Consider the following 20,026-nt stretch of genomic DNA (forward strand, 5'->3'; position numbering starts at 1 on the left):
GTGCCGCGGTCCGCGGCACCGGACGTACTGCTGTGGCGGCGAGGGCAGTGCCGGGCGGAGGCCGGGGCGCCGAATACTGTGCCGGGCGGAGGGTGTGGCGGAAAATATGCGGCCGATCTTCCTCTGTACCGTGTCGCTGGTAGGCCGTACGGGTGAGGGTGCGTCAGACTTGGCGGATGCAGATACAGCACGTGGGTGGGGTGGTCCGGTGAGCAGGTATGACGTCACCGACGAGCAGTGGGACGGGCTCGCCCAGGTCGTACCGCTGCGCAGCCGCAACGAATGGCCGTCCAGGACCGATCACCGCACGATGCCGCAGGAGTACGAAGCGGCGGAGCAGCGGCGGATGATCGTCCTGCGGGTACAGATCTTCTCGGACGCCCGGGAGGTCGCGGAGTACCTGATCGCGCAGATTCCGGTGCTGCTGGACCTGACCAGCGCGGAGACCGATGTCGCCAAGCGGATCCTGGACTTCAGCAGCGGTGTGGTCTTCGGGCTCGGCAGCGGGATGCACCGGGTCGACCGGAACGTTTTCCTGCTCGCGCCGGTCGGCATGGAGGTCGAGGGTGCGGAGGCGGCGGTCGGCCACCGGTAGACGGGCCGCGGTGGCTGTCCCCGGTCGCAGGAGGGCCGTGGTGGCCGCCCCCGGTCGTAGGAAGATCACGGCGGCTGTCCCTCGATCGTGGGAAGGCTGAGCAGGCGTAACGGTTCGTCAGTGATGCGGACGCATAGCGTCCGCATCATGACTGTGCCTTCGCTCGCCCGGCCTCCCGTTCCTTCCTCCTCCGTACGCCCGCACCGCCCCGAGCTCACCGAACTGCGGCTCTCGGCCTTCGGTCCGCACCGCGGGGCGGTCTTCCCGCTCGGTCCGCTGACCTTCCTCGCGGGGCCGAGCGGGAGCGGCAAGTCGACCGTGCTGCGCGTGTACGAGGCGCTGACCGGGCTGGGGGCGGGCGATGAACTCGGAGAGGTGTTTCCCGAACCGGCCGACTGCGTGCCGGAGCGGGTGGCCGCCGACGGGCAGGGGCGCCGCGGATTCCGCATCGGCTGCACGGCCGACGGCCCGGCCGGTCCCGTACATCTCGACCTCGCGGTCCAGGCGGAGCCGGAACTCAGGATCGTCAGCGAACGTTTGACGTGCGAGGGGCAGGAACTCCTGACCACCGTGGGGCGCGACCCGAGGCGGAGCACGGTCCAGGCGGCCTGGTACACGGCGGGTGCCGCGCCCGTGACGCGCGCGCCGCTGCCGGACGACCGGCTGGGGACGGCGCTGCTGCCACTGCGGGTGGCGGGCCGGACGGAAGGAGAGCTGCGGGTGCTGGCCGCGGCCGAGCAGGTCCTCGTCGCGCTGCGGTCGGCGTACGTCTGCGATCCGCAGCCGCAGCGGATGCGCGCGCCGGTGGCGGTCGGCGAGGGGCTGCTGCGGCGCGGCTGCGACAATCTCGCGGCGGTGCTGCGGCGTACCGGAAACGAGTGCGCGCGACGCCACACGGCACTCGTCGCGGCGGCACGGGAGGGGTGCGCCGGTCCCGTCGAGAACCTGACGGCGGAGGACCTGGACGACGGCACGGTACGGGCGGTGCTCGGCCGGGGTGCGCGGGGAGCGACGCCCCTCGGGCGGCTGGGCGAGGGCGAGCTGAGGTACCTGGCGCTCGCGCTGGTGCTGCTGACCGGGCCGAGGGTGCTGGACATGGAGTGCGTGGCCGAGGTGCCGGACGCGCACCAGGCGCTCGCGGTGCTGGCCGACGGCTTCGACCGGGGGCTGGACCGGCGGCAGGCGAGGGCGCTGGGAGAGCTGGCCGGGAGGATGTGCGGGCGGGGACACATCAGAGTGCTCGGTACGGTCACGGACGCCTCGTGCGTGCGTGAAGTCGCAGGTGCGGCGGTGGTAGACCTGTAGCCGTGAGAGACGATTCGAGAACGGTGGCGGGCGTGGACGGTACGGAACCCGAGGTGGCGGTGGGCCAGGTGGCGGAGCTCCAGCGCCGGCTGGCCGCGTTCGCCGCGGCGCGGGACTGGGAGCAGTACCACACGCCCAAGAACCTGGTGGCCGCGCTCAGCGTGGAGGCGTCCGAACTGGTGGAGATCTTCCAGTGGTTGACACCGGAGGAGTCCGGCCGCGTGATGGAGAAGCCGGACTCCGCGCACCGGGTGACCGACGAGGTCGCGGACGTACTGGCCTACCTGCTGCAGTTCTGCGAAGTGCTGGGGATCGACCCGCTGGCGGCGCTGGCCGCCAAGATCGAGCGGAACGAACTGCGCTTTCCCGTACCGGGATCCGGGGTTTCGGAAGGTGCGGGTCCGGAAGCCGCAGAAAAGGAGATCCGTCACTCTTCGGAGTGACGGCAATATCCACAACCCCTTTTGTGTCCACAGATTTCCGCATAGCCCTGGTTTTCCTGGCCCCTTCCCCTCACTCTGGGTAGTGGACAGAGAGTGAGCGGGACGGCAACGGGGGTCGCTGATGGACGCGGTGAGACTCATTCGGGTCGGCAGACACGCGCTGGCGCAGAGCCAGGCGCCGCTGGACATCCTGACAGAGGCCTGGCAGGCGCAGGCGCTGACCCAGGCCATCGGCGGGATGCTGGCGATGAAGGGCCCGCCGGAACTGCGGGGCGAGGCACAGGGGCTCTGCGAGGCCGGCGGCAGGGGCTGCGGGACGGTCGACTGGTCGACCCTGTGCGTCGGCGGGGCGTCCGTGCCGGGATTTCGGGCCGGGCAGCCGCCCGAACTCCGCCCGAGGGCCGCGCAGCTCGCCGAAGTCGCCGATGCGCGCGGGGCGTTGGTGGGACTGGGTGGCCTGCTGGGGGAGGTGGGGATCGCACTCGTCGGGGTGGCCTGTGCCGCGGACGAGGAAGGATTCTACTGGCAGACCATCGAGGCGATCGACGCCGCCGACGAGTCGAACGACCGGGTGCGCGGACTGCTGCGCCGGCTCACGGTGTGGGAGCACAGCAGGCTGCAGGGCGCCGCCCACGACTCGGCGGCGGGGTCGTCATGACCCTGCTCCGGTCAGGAGGACCGGTCGCGGTCGCCGCCGCCGTCGTGGCTTTCGCGGTGACCCTCCTGAATGCCGGTGGTGCCGGGGGGCGGCGGGCGGTCGCCCGTGGTCTGCAGATCGGCGTCGAGCTGCGAGAGATCGGCGGTCAGCGCCGCCATCAGTTCCTCCATCTGCTGCAACAGGCCCTTCGGGGCGGCCTGCTGGGCCGGTACGGACTGCTGTACCGGATGTGCGGACGCGGTCTGTTCAGGCACGGCTTCCTGGGACATGGCGGCCTCCTCGGCCCAGGCCCTCCCGGTGGGGGAGGGCGGTGTTGCGGTCAACGCCCCGGCAGCGGTCGTCGGCGCGAGGGCCGGGCTGTCCGGCTCCGCCCGAGGAAACGAGCGCCTCGGGCGCCGGTCACTGGCACGGCAGTGCGAGGACCCCCACGATGACGAGTTTTCACCCGACCGGGCAGAGGCGGGACAGGCGAGGTCAGCGGGGTTGACGACAATTCGAAGGTGCAGGATGGAGGCATGGATCTTCGAATCTTCACCGAGCCCCAGCAGGGCGCGAGCTACGAGAAACTGCTGACCGTGGCGAAGGCCACCGAGGCGCTGGGCTTTGACGCCTTCTTCCGGTCGGACCACTATCTGAGCATGGGTACCGCCGACGGGCTGCCCGGGCCGACCGACGCCTGGATCACACTGGCCGGGCTCGCCCGGGAGACCGAGCGGATCCGGCTGGGGACGCTGATGACCGCGGGCACGTTCCGGCTCCCCGGGGTGCTGGCCATTCAGGTCGCGCAGGTCGACCAGATGTCGGGCGGGCGCATCGAACTGGGCCTGGGGGCCGGGTGGTTCGAGGAGGAGCACAAGGCGTACGGAATCCCCTTCCCGAAGGAGAAGTTCGGCAGGCTGGAGGAGCAGCTGGCCATCGTCACGGGGCTCTGGGAGACGGAGGTGGGCAAGACCTTCAGCTATGACGGGACGTACTACCAGCTGGCGGACTCACCGGCGCTGCCCAAGCCGGCCCAGCGCAAGGTGCCGGTGCTGATCGGAGGCCACGGGGCCGTCCGCACGCCGAGGCTCGCCGCTCAGTACGCCGACGAGTTCAACATCCCGTTCGCCTCGCTGGACGACACGGCGCGGCAGTTCGGCAGGGTCAGGGCCGCGGCGGAGCAGGCCGGACGGAAGTCGGGCGACCTGGTGTACTCCAACGCGCTGGTGGCGTGCGTGGGCAAGAACGACGCGGAGGTGGCGCGCCGGGCGGCGGCCGTCGGACGGGAGGTGGACGACCTCAGGGCGAACGGACTGGCGGGCTCGCCCGCCGAAGTGGTGGACCGGATCGGACAGTTCGAGGCGATCGGATCGTCCAGGGTCTATCTCCAGATGCTGGACCTGGACGACCTCGATCACCTTGATCTGATCTCCTCGCAGGTGCTGTCCCAGTTGAGCTGAGTCGAGCTGAGCTGAGTCGAGCCGAGCTGAACCGAGTCGAGCCGAGCTGATCTGAACCGAGCCGAGTCGAGCCAGGTCAGGCCTGGCTGAGCCGGATCGTGCAGGTCTCGTCCCGTCCCTTCGTGTGTTGTTCAGGAGTCGTCGTGCAGTCCGTCCGCCCGCTCGCCGCTGTGCTCGCCGAGGGGACTCTCGTCCTCGACGGCGGGTTGTCCAACCAACTGGAGTCGCAGGGCTGCGACTTGTCCGACGCGCTCTGGTCGGCGCGGTTGCTCGCCGACGACCCGGAGCAGATCCGGGCGGCGCACGCGGCGTATGTGCGGGCGGGCGCCCAGGTGCTCATCACCTCCAGCTACCAGGCGACGTACGAGGGGTTCGCCGCGCGGGGCGCCGGTCGGGTGGAGGCGGCCGGGTTGCTGGCCCGCAGTGTGGAGCTGGCGCGTGCGGCGGCCGAGGCCGGGCCGAGGCCGGTGTGGGTGGCCGCCTCGGTCGGGCCGTACGGGGCGATGCTCGCCGACGGCAGCGAGTACCGGGGGCGCTACGGGCTGTCGGTGCGGGAGCTGGAGCGTTTCCACCGGCCCCGGATCGAGACCCTGGCCGGGGCCGGGCCCGATGTGCTCGCACTGGAGACGGTGCCGGACGCCGACGAGGCCGAGGCGCTGCTGCGGGCGGCCGAAGGGTGCGGGCTGCCCGTCTGGCTGACGTACAGCATCGCGGGGGAGCGGACCAGGGCCGGACAGCCGCTGGCCGACGCGTTCGCCCTCGCCGCGGGGAACGACCAGGTGGTCGCGGTCGGGGTGAACTGCTGTGAACCCGGCGACGTGGACCGGGCGGTGGAGATCGCGGCCGAGGTCACCGGGAAGCCGGTCGTCGTCTACCCGAACAGTGGCGAGGAGTGGGACGCGGCCGGGCGCGGCTGGACCGGGGCCGGCACCTTCGACCCCGGCCGGGTGCAGGGCTGGCAGACGGCCGGGGCACGGCTGGTCGGAGGCTGCTGCCGGGTCGGACCCGAGCAGATCGCCGGGCTGGCGGCGGGCGTGGGTTCCCGCCGCTGAGCCGCAGGGGTCCTGGAGATTCGGGAGCCGGGCCTCCTTCTGGAAAACCCATGGTCGGAGTGGGCGAATCGGACGATACTCGGACGCGTGTTCATGACGATCAGTACCACCGGCACCCAGGAACGCCCGGCGACCGACCTCGGATTTCTGCTGCACAAGCATCCCGAGCGGAAGCAGACGTTCTCCACCTCTCACGGCACGGCCCACGTCGTCTACCCCGAGGCGACCGCCGAGCGCTGCACGGCCGCGCTCCTCCTTGAGGTGGATCCGGTGGCGCTGGTCCGGCGCGGCAAGGGCAAGGGGCGCGGGGGCTCACCCGACGCCGCGCTCGCGCAGTACGTCAACGACCGCCCCTACGCGGCCTCCTCGCTGCTGGCCGTGGCACTGAGCACCGTCTTCAAGAGCGCCCTGCACGGCGTGTGCCACGCCCGCCCGGAGCGGGCCGCCGAGCCGCTGCCGCTGCGTATCGAAGTCCCGGCGCTGCCCGCGCGCGGGGGCGCCGCACTGGTGGAGAAGCTGTTCGCACCGCTGGGCTGGAGCACGGTGGAGGCGGTGCCCGTGGCGCTGGACGCCCAGTTCCCGGAGTGGGGCGACTCGCGTTACGTACAGCTGGTGCTGGAGGGGGAGCTGCGGCTGGCCGATGCGCTGCGGCACCTCTACGTACTGCTGCCGGTGCTCGACGACGCCAAGCACTACTGGGTCTCGCCCGACGAGGTCGACAAGCTGCTGCGGGCCGGCGAGGGCTGGCTGCCGCAGCACCCCGAACAGAAGCTGATCACCAGCCGGTACCTGTCGCGGCGCTGGGGGCTGACCCGGCAGGCCACTGAGAGGCTGGCTGTGTCCGCTCAAAGCCTGGCGCGGCTCGCGGACGCCGACGACATCGTGGTCGAGGAGATCGACAACGCGGTGGCGGAGGAGACCGAGACGGAGGAGCGGCCGACGCCGCTCGCCGTGCAGCGCCGGGAGGCGATCCTCGGGGCGCTCCACGCGGCCGGGTCCTGCCGGGTGCTCGACCTCGGCTGCGGGCAGGGACAGTTGGTGCAGGAGTTGCTCAAGGACGTCAAGTTCACCGAGATCGTCGGTGTCGACGTGTCCGTGCGCGCGCTGACCATCGCCTCGCGCAGGCTCAAGCTGGACCGGATGGGCGAGCGGCAGGCCGAGCGGGTCTCGCTGCTCCAGGGATCGCTGACGTACACCGACAAGCGGCTGGCCGGGTACGACGCCGCCGTGCTGAGCGAGGTGATCGAGCACCTGGACCTGCCGCGGCTGCCGGCCCTGGAATACGCCGTGTTCGGCTCGGCGCGACCCCGGACGGTGGTCGTGACCACGCCGAACGTCGAGTACAACGTGCGCTGGGAGGCCCTGCCCGCCGGGCACGTGCGGCACGGCGACCACCGCTTCGAATGGACGCGGGAAGAGTTCCGCGACTGGGCGGGTGCGGTGGCCGAACGGCACGGGTACGGCGTCGAGTTCGTGCCCGTGGGACCGGACGACCCGGAGGTGGGGCCGCCCACGCAGATGGCGGTCTTCACGATGTCACTGCCGAACGGGTCGAGCACCGAGAACGTGAAGGAGGCGAAGGTCGCATGAGCAGCACCACCGAAGCAGCACCGGGCACCACCGCACCGCGCAGGCTGCCCGTGACCGACCTGTCCCTCGTGGTACTGGTCGGAGCCACCGGCTCCGGCAAGTCCACCTTCGCGCGCAGGCACTTCCGGCCCACCGAGGTCATCTCCTCGGACTTCTGCCGCGGCCTGGTCGCCGACGACGAGAACGACCAGAGCGCGAGCCGCGACGCCTTCGACGTGCTGCACTACATCGCGGGCAAGCGCCTCGAAGCCGGCCGGCTGACCGTCGTCGACGCCACCAACGTCCAGTCGGAGAGCCGCAAGCAGCTCGTCCAGCTCGCCAGGAAGTACGACGTCCTGCCGATCGCGATCGTCCTCGACCTGCCCGAGGAGGTGTGCGCGGCCCGCAACGCCGAGCGCCCCGACCGGGCGGGCATGCCCCGACACGTCATCCAGCGGCACCAGCGCGAACTGCGCCGCTCGCTGCGCGGACTGGAGCGCGAGGGGTTCCGCAAGGTGCACGTCCTGCGCGGCGTCGAGGAGGTCGAGGCGGCCGAGATCGTCCTGGAGAAGCGCTACAACGACCTCACCCACCTCACCGGCCCCTTCGACATCATCGGTGACATCCACGGCTGCCGCTCCGAACTGGAGACGCTGCTGGGGAAGCTGGGATACGTCGACGGGGCGCACCCGGAAGGACGGACGGCCGTCTTCGTCGGCGACCTCGTCGACCGCGGCCCGGACAGCCCCGGCGTACTGCGCCTGGTCATGGGAATGGTCGCCTCCGGAAACGCGCTGTGCGTGCCCGGGAACCACGAGAACAAGCTCGGACGTTGGCTCAAGGGAAGGAACGTCCAGCACACCCACGGACTCGCGGAAACCATTGAGCAGTTGGACAAGGAGGAGGATGGCTTCAAGGAGCAGGTGAAGGTCTTCATCGACGGCCTCGTCAGCCACTACGTCCTCGACGGCGGCAAGCTCGTCGTCTGTCACGCCGGGCTGCCCGAGAAGTACCACGGGCGTACGTCCGGACGCGTCCGCTCCCACGCGCTGTACGGGGACACCACCGGTGAGACCGACGAGTTCGGGCTGCCCGTGCGCTACCCGTGGGCGGAGGAGTACCGCGGCCGTGCGGCCGTCGTGTACGGACACACGCCCGTACCCAACACCTCGTGGATCAACAACACACTCTGCCTCGACACCGGCGCCGTGTTCGGCGGGAAGATGACCGCGCTGCGCTGGCCCGAGCGCGAGCTCGTCGACGTACCGGCCGAGAAGGTCTGGTACGAGCCGGTCAAGCCGCTGCTCACCGAGGCGCCCGGCGGGCACGACGGGCGTCCCCTGGACCTCGGCGACGTCGCCGGGCGACGGATCGTGGAGACCGGCGAGCACGGACGCGTGTCGGTCCGTGAGGAGAACGCTGCGGCGGCGCTCGAAGTGATGAGCCGGTTCGCCGTCGACCCGCAGCTGCTGATGTACCTGCCGCCGACGATGGCGCCGACGGGGACGTCCCGGGTCGAGGGCTACTTGGAGCACCCGGCCGAGGCGTTCGCGCAGTACCGGTCGGACGGGGTCGCGAAGGTCGTGTGCGAGGAGAAGCACATGGGTTCGCGGGCCGTGGTGCTGGTGTGCCGCGACGCGCGGGTGGCACGGGAGCGGTTCGGAGTGGACGGACCCACCGGGGTCGTGCACACCCGTACCGGGCGGCCGTTCTTCAACGACGAGGCGGTCGGCGAGCTGGTGCTGGACCGGCTGCGCACCGCGGTGGGCGAGGCCGGGCTCTGGGACGAGCTCGACAGCGACTGGCTGCTGCTCGACGCCGAACTGATGCCCTGGTCGCTCAAGGCGTCCGGGCTGCTGCGGCAGCAGTACGCCGCCGTCGGCGCGGCGTCGGGGGCCGTCTTCCCGGGAGCGCTCGCCGCTCTGGATGCCGCCGCGGCGCGTGGTGTCGAAGGCGCGGACGATTTGCTGGTGCGGCAGCGCGAACGGGCGGCGGACGCAGGCCTGTTCACGGAGGCCTACCGGCGGTACTGCTGGCCGACCGAGGGCCTGGACGGGGTGCGGCTGGCCCCCTTCCAGCTGCTCGCCGTGCAGGGGCGCTCGCTCGCGGGCGTACCGCACGACCGGCAACTCGCCTGGCTGGACCGGCTGGTGGAGCACGACCCGACCGGGCTGCTCCGGACCACCCGCCGACTGGTCGTCGACACGGGCGACGAGGCGTCGGTGCGGTCGGGTGTCGACTGGTGGCTGGAGATGACCAGCAGGGGTGGCGAGGGCATGGTCGTCAAGCCGCTGCAGGCGCTGGTGCGGGACAGCAAGGGCCGTCTCGTGCAGCCGGGCATCAAGGTGCGCGGTCGCGAGTACCTGCGGATCATCTACGGTCCCGAGTACACCCGGCCGGAACAGCTGGAGAAGCTGCGTCAGCGGTTCCTCGGGCACAAGCGTTCGCTGGCGCTGCGGGAGTACGCGCTGGGGCTTGAGGCCCTGGAACGGCTGGCCGGGGGCGAGCCGCTGTGGCGGGTGCACGAAGCGGTGTTCGCGGTGCTGGCACTGGAGTCGGAGCCGGTGGACCCCCGGCTCTGAGGGGTGCCGTCCCTGAGCGGCGTCGACTCTGGGTGGCGTCGGCTCTGAGGGCTGCCGAACTGAGCGGCGCCGACCTGAATGGGGCCGACCCCGAGTGGCGCCGACCCCGAGTGGCGCCGACCCCGAGTGGCGCCGACCCCGAGTGGCGCCGACCTTGAGTGGTGCCGGGTGTGATCACTGGGTGTGATCGCAAGGCCGGTTGCAGGGTATGCCGACGGACCGAGGCCGTAGCCGAGAAGGCTGCGGCCTCGGCTGTTTCCGGGCGGGCGGGGCCCTGTCGTTCTCGGGCGGACCAGGGCATCGGCCGTCTCGGGGCGGGCCGGGGTTCCCGCTGTCCTCGGCGAGCGGGGGTCTCGGCCGTGTCCGGTCGAGCCCGGGTCTCAGTTTCGGGGCGGGCCGGGACTCGCCCGATTCGGGGCGGGCCGGAGCCCTTGGCCGTTTCCGGATGGGTGGGGTCCGTGGGGCAGGTGTGCCGCTGCCGGTGTGCACCGCGGGGGTCGTGCGCGGGTTCGAGTATCCGGCTGCATCGCATGCCATTTCGATCCCTGTGATCATCAACTTGGCTTTTGCGAAAGGGGAGTTGATCGTTCTTGACTCGGGTGTGGCGGGTGCCTAGTCTTCCTTTCCTCTCAGCTTGACGCATCGTCATCACGTCGCGTCCGAGGCGCCATCGGGGGCGAGGCGATGAGTCTGTTCGGGCAGGGCCGTCCCTTTCTCGACGCGCTCGTGCGGCAGGACCGGGAGAGTCTGCTCGCCCTCGGAGTACCGCGTTCGTACGAACCGGGGCAGGTCATGCTCCAGGAGCGCGACACCGGCACCTTCGTCCTCGCCGTGCGTAGCGGGTGGTCCGTCGTCTCCGTCTCCACCGAGCGCGGCGCCCGCCTCATCCTTGCGCTCCGTGGGGCCGGTGAGGTCGTGGGGGACCTCGCCGCTGTCGACCAGGGGCCACGCAGTGCGACCGTGACCGCGCTCGGTCCCGTCGAGGCGACCTCCATCAGCGGGGAGAGGTTCCGGCACTTCCTCTCCGCGCGGCCGCACGCCACCGCGCTGATCATGCGGCAGTTCAGTGCGCGACTGCGCAGCGCGGACAGCGAGCGGCGTTCGCTCGCCTCGGAGACGGTCCTGCGCCGTCTCGCCGTACGGCTCCTCGAACTCGCACAGCGGGCCGGGCGGATCGGCGCGGACGGCGCTGTGGTCGTCGAACTTCCCCTTCCCCAGCACGACTTGGCCTCCGCGGTGGGTGCCACCAGGGAGGCGGTGGCCAAGGCATTGCGGCTGCTGCGCGAGCAGGACGTCGTACACACCGGAAATCGGCGGGTGACCGTGACCGACATGGAGTTGCTTCTCCTCCTGGCGCAGGGCAGGGCCGGGCCGCCCCCGCGCGGCGGGCCAGGATCCCGGCCGGGGCCGGGTCCCGGCCCGGGGCCCGGGGAGAAAGGCGGACCGGATGTGTAAACGGCTACATCGCGCGGTGGCGGACGGTACGAGAGTGAAACCGGCGGACGAGGACGCAGGAGGCGACGGTGTACGGATCGACAGGCGCGGCGGCGAACGGGGCGGGACCCGGCGGCCCGGAAGCGCAGCCGGCGGCGGTCAACCGGCTCGTGGTCTTCGGCGACGCCTGCGGATCCGGATCGATGGGCCTGGAGACGAAGAAGCAGATGCGGGCGGCGATGTACGCGGCGTTCGGGGAGGCGTTCGAGGTCGTCGGGGTACCGTCCGGCAGGCTCCACCAGGAGGACCGGGGCGACGGGATCCTGGCCGCGCTGCCCGCTGACGTGCCCCCGTCCCTCATGGTCGGGCGCTGGCTCAGCACTCTCTACGAGAACCTGCGGGAGCACAATCGCGGCAGGTCGGACCGGTTGCGGATGCGGGTGGGGATGCACGTCGGTCCGGTACTGGACGACGGGCGGGGGCTCGTGGGCAGAGCCGTCGACCTGACCTGCCGGCTGTGCGACAGCGACACCGCGAAGCGGGTCATCGAGGCGGCGCCGGAGTCCGGCCTGATGCTCGTCGTCTCCGACTGGCTCTACGCGAACGTGGTGGCCGACGGCGGCCGGTACATCGAGCCGCAGCAGTATCGGAGCGGTCGTGTCCGTGCGAAGGAGACCGACGAGACCGCCTGGTTCCATGTCCCGGGGCTGGAGGCACCGCCCATGGAGGCGATGGCCTCGTCCCGGGGTTCGACCGCGGCGAAGCAGGCCGCGGAGCCCGGACGCGACGGTGGGCCGCGGGAGGGGGGCGGCCCACCGCCGCCCGGCGCGAGCGGCCCCCAAGTCTGGCTGGGAAGACAGGAGTTCCACGCGGGCCAGGACATCTTCAGCGTGACAGGCAGCACGATCCACGGGGGCTTCACGGGCTTCCGCAAGGAGGGGGAGCGGTCACGGGAGCCGGAGCCGGATCGGGAGTCGATGCCGGATCGGGAGTCGCAGCCAGAACCGGTGCCGGTGCCAGAACCGATGCCGGAGCCGGAGCCGGACGGTGGCGAGGGCGACGGATTCGGGGCGGCGGCCCTCGCCGAATCCGCCTCCGCCGACGACACCCCCCGGAGCGGCGTGTGAGCGAGTCCGACGAGGGGGCGTCGCCCGAGCCCGGCGGCGGTGCCGAGGCGGGGCAGGCGGCCGGGTCCGGCCGGGAGGGCGCGGGCGGCGGCGACAAGGGTGCGCGTGGCGGTGACAAAGGTGCGCGTGGCGGTGACAAGGGCGGGCGCGGCGGCAAGGGGTCGGGGGACGGGCAGGCCGGTAACGCCGACGGCGAGGGCGGCGGTGAAGGGGACGGGCAGAAGGTCGAGGCCAGCCCGTTCGACCAGGCGGGGCGGGGCCCGCTCGGCGGGGCCGGAGGCACCGGCGGGTCGGGGACGGCCCATGCCGCGCTGCAGAACTTCGCCCTGCGCGGGCCTGCCGGGAGCCACTTCGCGACCGTCGGCGACAGCGTCGTCGTCCAGGGCAGCACCATCTTCAACCAGTACGGGCCCGGCGCGGCAGGCAGCGCCATGGTCGCCGGGCCCGTGCCGAGGGAGGAGCTGGGCCGGCTCGCGGACGTCTACTGCGAGGCGGCCGGTTACCAGCGGATGAAGGAACTGCTGCGGGCCTGCCACCTCCTGGTGCTCTGCGGCGAGCCGGGAAGCGGTCGCACGGCCACCGCGCTCGCCCTTCTCTCCGAGCTCACCCAGGACCGGGTCCACCGGCTGGACCCCGGCATCCCGCTGCACCGCATCGAGGCGTCGGACCTCAAGGAGGGGCACGGGTACCTGCTCGAACTCCCCCCGGACGACGGACGTCAACAATCTTCGTACGGATACGAGTTCGAGAGGGAACCGCGTCGTGGCGCGCGGCGGGGCGGTGCGTACGGGCGGGACGCCGGGCGCCCCACCGGGCTGCACCTCGACCGGCTGAGCGGGCTGCTCGCCGAGTCCAAGGCGTACGCCGTCGTGCTGGCCGGGGGCGGGGAGCTGGCGGGGCAGTTCCTGCGCGGCCGGTACGGGTTGCCGTGCCGCCCGCCGCGTACCGGGGAGGTGCTCCAGCGCCACCTGCGCGTACTGCTCAAGGAGGCACCCGAGGGTGCTCTGCGGGAGGCGCAGCGGCTCTTCGAGAGGCCGGAGACCAAGGACGCGCTCGGGCTGGACGAGCTGCGGCCCAGGGAGGCCGCGCGCATCGCGGAACAGCTGGCCCACCGGGTGGCAGGTGAGCTGACGGAAGATCAGTTGATCCTCGGGTGTGCGGAGTTCGTACGGGCGCAGGCGCGCTCCTGGTTCGCCGACGCCGACCGTCCCGGCACGCTTCCGGCGGCCCTGCCGGTGCTCGACGCCACTGCCTTCCGTATCGCGGTCGCGGTGTTCAACGGTTCTTCGTACAGCCTCACGGCGGAGGCGGGCGAGCAGCTTGCCTGGGAACTGGCCATGACCCTCGACCCCGAACAGGCCGTGGGGAGACGGTTGTTCGCCGAGCACGACCAGGACCGGCCGGCCCTGGCGCGGGCCGTCGTCGAGGACGGCGAGTTCGACCTCGGCGACGCCAAGGTGCCGATGCGGGCCGTCCGCTTCCAGGGGCGGGGCCTGGCCCCCGCCGTGCTCCACGAGGTGTGGCACGGCTACCACAACGTGCGCGGGCCGCTGTCGCGCTGGCTGCGCGCACTGTGCGACGACCCGCGCCCGCAGTTGTGGGTACGGGCGTCCATCGCCGCCGGAGTGCTGTGCTCCTGGGACTGGGTGTACGGGACCGGGGAGCTGCTCCGCCCCATGGCCGCACTGGACAGCCCGACCCTCCAGATGGCCGCGGCGACCGCCCTGGCCCAGGCGACCCGCGAGCCTTCGGTGCGCCCGGCGGCCCGCGCGCTGCTCAAGGAGTGGGCGAAGAGCGGCGACGTGTCCCTGCGGACGACCGTGCTCCTGACGCACGGGTACGGCATGGCGGCGGGCCCCGTCGGCGTGTCGCTCGACGAACTGGCCAAGGTGGTGCGGCAGGAGGAAGTGAACCTGGACGAACTCGTCACCGCGTCCTTCAGCGTGACCCGGCTGCTGGCCGGAGCCGAACCCGCCCTGGTCGTCGAACGGCTCGGCGGCTGGCTGCGCGAGGACCGCCGGGACCTGGCCAACCTCGTACTGCTCGCGGTGATCCGGGCGTTGCAGACCAGGGCCACGTACCTCTGGGGGCTGCACGAGGACGCGGACATGGAGCGGCACGGCTCCAAGCCGCTGATCGCCGCGCTGCTGCTGACGCGGCCCGAGCTGGCGCGCAGGCTCGCGGACCTGATCCGGCACACGCTGGTCACCGCCCGGTCGGGCGAGGCCGCGCTGGACGGGCTGGGCAGCTGGCTGCGCCGGGCGGCGGACGACGCCGAACAGCTGCGCCTGGTCTGCCGGTTCCTGCCGCTGCTCGTCGTCGACCACCGGGACCGCGAGCGGCTGAGACACCTGTTGGACCGGCTCGTACGGGATCCCGGTGACCCGCTGGACAAGGCGGCGGCCCACCGGATGTGGAACGCAGTGGGAGAGGGGACCGAGGGATGACGGACAGGGAGGGGCGGGCGGACCGGGAGGACCGGGACGACGAGGAGTGGTCGGGGCGGCTGGGGCAGCCGGGACGGCAGGAAGGGCGGGGGCAGCGGGCGCAGCAGGGCGGGCCGAGGCGGCAGGAGCGGCCGAGACCGCAGGAACAGCAGGGGCAGCAGGGGCACGAGAGGCCCTGGCTGAGGGGCGAGCGCGGGGACGGGGCGGAGCGGGAGGCGCGGATGGACCGGGCGGACCGGGGGGACCGGGAGGAGCGGGCGCGGGCGGAGCAGTTGGGCCCGGGGCGCCGGCCCGGTCAGGGGCCGGGCCGGGAGCAGGACCAGGACCGGGATCAGGGCCGTGACCAGGACTGGGACGATGGGCGGGGCCGCGGGATGCGGCAGGGCCGGGCGGACGCGTCGGCGCGGGGCCGGGGTCCAGGGTCGGCGCGGGCCGAGGGGCAGGACCAGCAGCCCCTCGGCCCGCTGATCGGCGAGTACGGGCCGCCGTACGTGCGCAGGAGCGGCCAGATCGCAGCCGTCATGCTCTACAACAACGGCGGCCACAGCATCGTGTGGCCCGACCGCCGCGAGGACGTCCGCAAGCCGTGGCTGGTTTCGCCGTACACCATCTTCGAAGTGCTGCTCGGGGTGCACGTCACCTCCTTCGATCTGCGGCTGCCCGCCAATGGCGACGCGGCGTTCTTCGACGCGACGGCGCGGGTCCGCTGGGAGGTGCGGGAGCCGCTCACCGTCGTGCGCCAGAACGTCTGGGACGTGGGGGAGTTGATGCGCGACGAACTCCTCGCGGGGCTGCGCAGCGTGTCGCGACGCTTCCGGCTCACCGATTCGCACCGGGCCGACGACGCGGTCAGGGCCGAGGTGGAGGCGGGGCACATCACCCTCGGCCGGGACCTCGGGCTGACGACCCGCGTCCATGTGTTCATCGACCTCAGCGAGGAGGTCAAGACGCGCGTCCAGGCCAAGCACGACATCGTCCTCGACATGGACACGGACGCGGCCGAGGACGAGAGGGAACGGCTCAGGGCCGCGCGCAAGCGGGATGCGGTGCGGGTGCAGGCCGCCGAACTCCAGCGGTTCCTGAACCGGGGCGACGCGGCGGAGATCGCGTTCCAGATGGCCACCAACCCGGAGAAGCAGTGGGAGATCCGCGAGGCGATCCGTCGTGAACGACGGGAGGGCCAGGCCGACTTCATCGGACTGTTCCACAAGCTGCTGGACACCGGGAACCTGGAGCGGCACGACATCGGCGACCACATGTACGAGGTGCTCCAGTACCTGCGGGAGAACTCGGACGGGGTGCTCGGCGGGGTGACGGACTCGATCCTGCCGCAGGGCGGTGGACGTCGGGGCGGGCGGGTCCTGGAGAACGGCCGGCCCGGAGGCACGAGAGAGTACGGGGAGTACGACGAGGGGCAGGGCCGGGAACTGGAGGGTCGCGGCGGTCGGCGGCGGCCCGCCGAACCGGCGAGGCCGTACTGGGAGGTGGACGACCCCGCCCCGCCGGTCCGTGAACGCGGGCGTGGCGCACGGGAGTTGGGAGAGGGTTTCGTGGGGGGCGGCCTCTCGTCCGGGCCCCCGTCCGCGCCGCCGTCCGGGCCGCCGGAGAGCGAGTGGCCGGAGGAGGAGGGGCCGGACGGCCCTAGTCCGCATGTGTACGAGCCCACCAGGGTCGCCTCATCGGCGGAACGGCAACGCGAACGGGACCGGCGGGAGCGCGAGCGGGAACGCGAATGGCGGGACCGGGGCGGGGACCGAGCCCGTGGCGACGGGCGGGACGGCCCGGACCCGGGCCCGGGCGACACCGGCCGGGGCCGAGGCTGGGCGCGGGACGACAGATACGGCGACGGCTGGGCGCGCGACGACTGGGGCCGCGACGACTGGGACCGCGAGGGCGACCCGCGCCGCGACCCGGACCGCGGCCGGGGCAACGGCCATGCCTACCGGCCGAGTGCGGGCTTCGACGACTGGGACGAAGAATGAACAACGAACCGCACCGCACGGCGGGCCTCCAACAGCCGGACACCGAGGCCAACTCGGGCCCGGAAGGGGCTGGTGACGGAGGCCGTGGGACGCGGTCCTCGCCACCACCGAGGACCGCTTCCGCGGTCCCGGCTCCTGCCACGGGCCCTGCTCCGGTTCCTGCCCCGGCCCCGGTCCCGGCTGTGAGTCCTGCCTCAGGCATGACTCCGGTTCCGGCTGCGGGCTCTGCCCCGGCCCCTGCCTCAACTCCGGGATCTGCCCCGGCCCCTGCCCCAGGTCCGGCCTCGGCTTCGGCCCCGGGCCAGGCTCCGGGTATGGCTCCGGGTATGGCTCCGGCCCCGGCCTCAGGAGCGGTTCCGGCCCCCGCCCCGGCCTCCGCTCCAGGTGCGGTCCCCGCCTCAGGTACGGTCCCCGCCTCAGGTCCGGTCCCCGCCCCGGGTTCGCCACCTGCCCCAGGAACGGTCCCCGGGCCCGTCGACGGTGCCCGGTTCGTTGCTGAGCGGTTGTTGGATTCCGTGCGGGAGGACATAGGGCGGGCCGATGCCAAGGCGGCGGTTCTGTTGTCCGGAGGGCTGGCCTTCCTGGCCGTGGTGTGGGTCAGGGACGGGTCGGTGGTTCCCGTGGGGGCGGCGCTCGGCCTGGTGGTGGCGGGTGGGCTGCTGTGGCTGGCGGGGCTGTTGATGCTCATCGGCGTGGTGCTGCCGCGTACCCGGATAGGTGCGGACGTCACGTTCCTGCGGGATCTGAGCGTCGGTGTGCCGCCCGACGTGCTGCGGGACCGGCTGACCGCGTCCGGCACGGATGTCGTGCGCTGGATGCTCGGTGAGGCGACCGTCCACGGGGCGGTGCTCACCGCCAAGTACCGCTGGCTGCGCGCGGGGGTCTGCTCTCTGACCCTCGGCGTGCTGCTCTCCGTAATCGGCCAGATGTGGTGACGAGACGATGGATCAGCAGATGAAGCAGACCGGACGGCGACGCAGCCGTGGCCGGGAGCAGGGCCGGGAGCGGGGCCGGGCGCCTTGGCGGGCGGCGGGGCTTGGGCTCGTACTCCTGGCGCTGGCGGGTGCGGCACTGCCCGCACCCGTACAGGCGCAGCAGCGACAGCAACAGGCCGCGGAAGGGCCCGATCCGATCGACTTCGCCGTCGTGGTGGACCTCTCCAAGAGCCTTTCCGACAAGGACCTGGCCCGCGAGGTGGAGGCTGCCGCGCTGCTCAGTCAGGGCGAGATATCGGAACGGTCGCGCGCGGCGGTGATCGGTTTCGGGAGCTCGGAGAAGGCCGGGCAGTCCGCCGTGCGCGAGGTGTGCACCCTGACGGTGTCCAGCGCGGCGGGCCGCCAGAAGCTCAGCGACTGCGTGCAGCAGCTCGGGAACAGGGCCAAGAACGGCACCGGCCCCGGGACCGACTTCCCGGCCGCCGTCCGGCAGGCGGTGAGCCGGCTCACCGGGGAGGGCAGACCCGGCACGCCCAAGGTGGTGTTCCTGCTCACCGACGGGAAGCTGGACGTGGGCGACAGCCCCGGGTACGGCCCGGACAAGGCGTCCCGGCAGGCCGGCGCCGCCCGGCAGCTCACCGACGAACTCGCCCGCGCCCGCCGGGAGTCGGTGCAGATCTGGCCGCTCGGCTTCGGTGACGAGATCGACCGCGGGTCGCTCGCCGCGATGGCGAACGGCGGCTACCGCAACGGCTGCGCCGACCTCCCCGACGCCAAGCCCCGGATGCGCGTCGTCGAGAATTCCGAGCAGATCGACAAGGCCCTCCAGGAGACGTTCGCCGCCGCGCGCTGCGCCCAGGTCGTCGAGGGCACCCGCGGCAGGCCGCCGGGGGAGCTGTCGGTGGTCATCCCGCCGATCGCCACCGACGGCTCGATCACGGTCAGCAAACACGACCGCAAGGTCTCCGTGACGTACTACGACCCCACCGGGAAGAAGGTCCCCACCGGCGGTTCCGCCGACGGGTCCAGCTTCGAGGTCAGCGGTCAGGACGGCCCGGTGGAGGCGCTGCGGGTGAAGAATCCGCTGCCGGGACGGTGGAAGGTGCGGGTCGAGGCGCCCGAGGGGCACCAGGGCCAGGAGGTCGCGGTGCGCGCCATCTGGCAGGGCAGGCTCCGCTCCGCGATCACCCTCGACCCCGCCTCGCCGCGCGCCGGTGAACAGGCCGTCGTGGAGATGCGGATGCAGACCAGGCGCGGCGTCGTCATCACCGACCAGGGCCAGCTCAAGGGCATGCGGGTCGGCGTCAAGGTCACCGGCCGGGGCTTCGGTCCGGTCACCGCCACGCTCAAGGACGACGGGACCAAGCCCGACGCGAAGGCCGGGGACGCCCGTTTCACCGGCACCCTCGACCTGCCCAAGGGGGTCACCGGGAACATCGAGGTCACCGGCGAGATGTCCGCCCCGGGAGTGACCGGCGACCGTCGGCCGCTGTACGTCACTGTCGGATCCACCGCCGCGCCGGTCGAGGCCGGGATCACGGTCGAGCGCAGCACCGTGTACCCGGGGGGAACCCTCCGGGGCACCTTGGACGTGACGAACAACGACACCGTCGCGCACACCCTCACCCTCGGTCTCGGGGACCGGCCACCGGGTGCGCAGTTGAGCGTCACGCCCGTCAAGGTGCGTGCGGAGCCCGGCAGTTCGCGTCACGCCTTCACGGTGTCCGTCGGCGCGGACACCCCGCTCGGGGAGCTCGCGGGGTCCGTCGTGCTCACCGACACCGACGACGGCGGGCGGGCCCTGGACACCACCTTCCTCGACGCCCTCGTCGCACCGGAGCCCACCTGGTGGGACCGGTGGTGGTGGGGTGTGGTCGGCGCCGCCGCACTGGTGCTGGCCGTCGCAGCCTTCGTGGTCGTACGGGTGAAGGCCGTCGCCCGGCGGCGCGACCTGACCGGTGTACGGCTGGAACTGCGCAGGGACGGGAGGCCGGTCGACACGCTGACCGTACGGGCCGGGCAGGGCCGCGGCGACTTCCGCTTCGCGGTGGAGCGGGCGAGCGGATCCGCGCCCAAGCTCAAGCGGGTCGGCAGCGGCGGGGACGCGCACCGGGTGCGGCGCACCACCGGCGGAACGATCATGGTCAGGCCGTACCGGGGCGGCGAACGGGCCCTGGTGGCAGGGGAACCGGTCGAGCTGGGCGAGGGCATCGACCTGCTCGTCCACGACAACCGCCGTGCCCCGGGCGGAGGTTCCGGCAGGAGGCCGCGACGGCCGTTCTGGCAGAACAGGCAGGACAGGCCGGACAGGCGGAACAGGCCGGGCGGCGGGAGGGGCGGGGCCGCACCCGACGGCGGCCGGGGCACATCCCGGGACCCGGGTGCAGGCGCAGGCGCCGGTTCCGCTTCCGGCCCCGGCCCGGGGCGCGGCACCCGTCCGTACGACGAGAACTTCTGA

The 20,026-nt window shown here is 72.5% G+C and carries 15 protein-coding genes; 14 read left to right on the plus strand and 1 reads right to left on the minus strand.

Annotated features, from left to right (window positions below):
• Positions 1–208: 208 nt before the first annotated feature.
• From ACWGIG_RS14830 to ACWGIG_RS14845, 4 genes are all read left to right on the plus strand, one after another.
• On the plus strand, positions 209–595 hold the full coding sequence (locus ACWGIG_RS14830; RefSeq protein WP_453321971.1) for a cell division protein SepF: 387 nt from the start codon (positions 209–211) through the stop codon (positions 593–595).
• Positions 596–742: 147 nt separating this feature from the next.
• A complete protein-coding gene (locus ACWGIG_RS14835) occupies positions 743–1,900 on the plus strand; it encodes an AAA family ATPase (RefSeq protein WP_453321972.1) in 1,158 nt (385 codons plus the stop codon).
• A 68-nt stretch (positions 1,901–1,968) separates the two neighbouring features.
• Positions 1,969–2,343 carry a nucleotide pyrophosphohydrolase gene (locus tag ACWGIG_RS14840; RefSeq protein WP_453321991.1) on the plus strand — a complete coding sequence of 125 codons (375 nt, stop codon included), beginning with the start codon at positions 1,969–1,971 and terminating at the stop codon, positions 2,341–2,343.
• Positions 2,344–2,464: 121 nt separating this feature from the next.
• Positions 2,465–3,001: a DUF6099 family protein gene (locus ACWGIG_RS14845; RefSeq protein ID WP_453321973.1), complete on the plus strand. Its 537-nt coding sequence runs from the start codon at positions 2,465–2,467 to the stop codon at positions 2,999–3,001.
• A gap of 11 nt (positions 3,002–3,012) precedes the next feature.
• Here the strand turns inward: ACWGIG_RS14845 and ACWGIG_RS14850 are convergent, their stop codons facing one another.
• Positions 3,013–3,270, minus strand: coding sequence for a hypothetical protein (locus tag ACWGIG_RS14850; RefSeq protein ID WP_453321974.1), 258 nt, complete (start codon positions 3,268–3,270; stop codon positions 3,013–3,015).
• 246 nt (positions 3,271–3,516) lie between these two features.
• Here ACWGIG_RS14850 and ACWGIG_RS14855 point away from each other — a divergent pair, with 246 nt between their 5' ends.
• From ACWGIG_RS14855 to ACWGIG_RS14900, 10 genes are all read left to right on the plus strand, one after another.
• Positions 3,517–4,440, plus strand: a complete 924-nt coding sequence (locus tag ACWGIG_RS14855; RefSeq protein WP_453321975.1) for an LLM class F420-dependent oxidoreductase — start codon at positions 3,517–3,519, stop codon at positions 4,438–4,440.
• 143 nt (positions 4,441–4,583) lie between these two features.
• Positions 4,584–5,492 carry a homocysteine S-methyltransferase gene (gene mmuM / locus ACWGIG_RS14860; RefSeq protein ID WP_453321976.1) on the plus strand — a complete coding sequence of 303 codons (909 nt, stop codon included), beginning with the start codon at positions 4,584–4,586 and terminating at the stop codon, positions 5,490–5,492.
• Positions 5,493–5,585: 93 nt separating this feature from the next.
• Entirely contained in the window at positions 5,586–7,082 is a 1,497-nt protein-coding gene (locus ACWGIG_RS14865; protein ID WP_453321977.1) for a 3' terminal RNA ribose 2'-O-methyltransferase Hen1, read from the plus strand.
• Positions 7,079–9,643, plus strand: a complete 2,565-nt coding sequence (locus ACWGIG_RS14870; protein WP_453321978.1) for a polynucleotide kinase-phosphatase — start codon at positions 7,079–7,081, stop codon at positions 9,641–9,643. Before ACWGIG_RS14865 ends, ACWGIG_RS14870 begins: the two co-directional genes overlap by 4 nt.
• Before the next feature lie 684 nt (positions 9,644–10,327).
• Positions 10,328–11,098, plus strand: a complete 771-nt coding sequence (locus tag ACWGIG_RS14875) for a Crp/Fnr family transcriptional regulator (RefSeq protein ID WP_453321979.1) — start codon at positions 10,328–10,330, stop codon at positions 11,096–11,098.
• Positions 11,099–11,166: 68 nt separating this feature from the next.
• On the plus strand, positions 11,167–12,204 hold the full coding sequence (locus ACWGIG_RS14880; protein WP_453321980.1) for a hypothetical protein: 1,038 nt from the start codon (positions 11,167–11,169) through the stop codon (positions 12,202–12,204).
• Positions 12,201–14,651: a hypothetical protein gene (locus ACWGIG_RS14885; protein WP_453321981.1), complete on the plus strand. Its 2,451-nt coding sequence runs from the start codon at positions 12,201–12,203 to the stop codon at positions 14,649–14,651. Before ACWGIG_RS14880 ends, ACWGIG_RS14885 begins: the two co-directional genes overlap by 4 nt.
• Positions 14,648–16,633: a hypothetical protein gene (locus ACWGIG_RS14890; protein ID WP_453321982.1), complete on the plus strand. Its 1,986-nt coding sequence runs from the start codon at positions 14,648–14,650 to the stop codon at positions 16,631–16,633. Before ACWGIG_RS14885 ends, ACWGIG_RS14890 begins: the two co-directional genes overlap by 4 nt.
• Before the next feature lie 515 nt (positions 16,634–17,148).
• Positions 17,149–17,568, plus strand: coding sequence for a Pycsar system effector family protein (locus ACWGIG_RS14895; RefSeq protein ID WP_453321983.1), 420 nt, complete (start codon positions 17,149–17,151; stop codon positions 17,566–17,568).
• A gap of 19 nt (positions 17,569–17,587) precedes the next feature.
• Positions 17,588–20,026, plus strand: a complete 2,439-nt coding sequence (locus ACWGIG_RS14900) for a VWA domain-containing protein (RefSeq protein WP_453321984.1) — start codon at positions 17,588–17,590, stop codon at positions 20,024–20,026.

Source organism: Streptomyces sp. NPDC054863 (genome assembly GCF_053610825.1).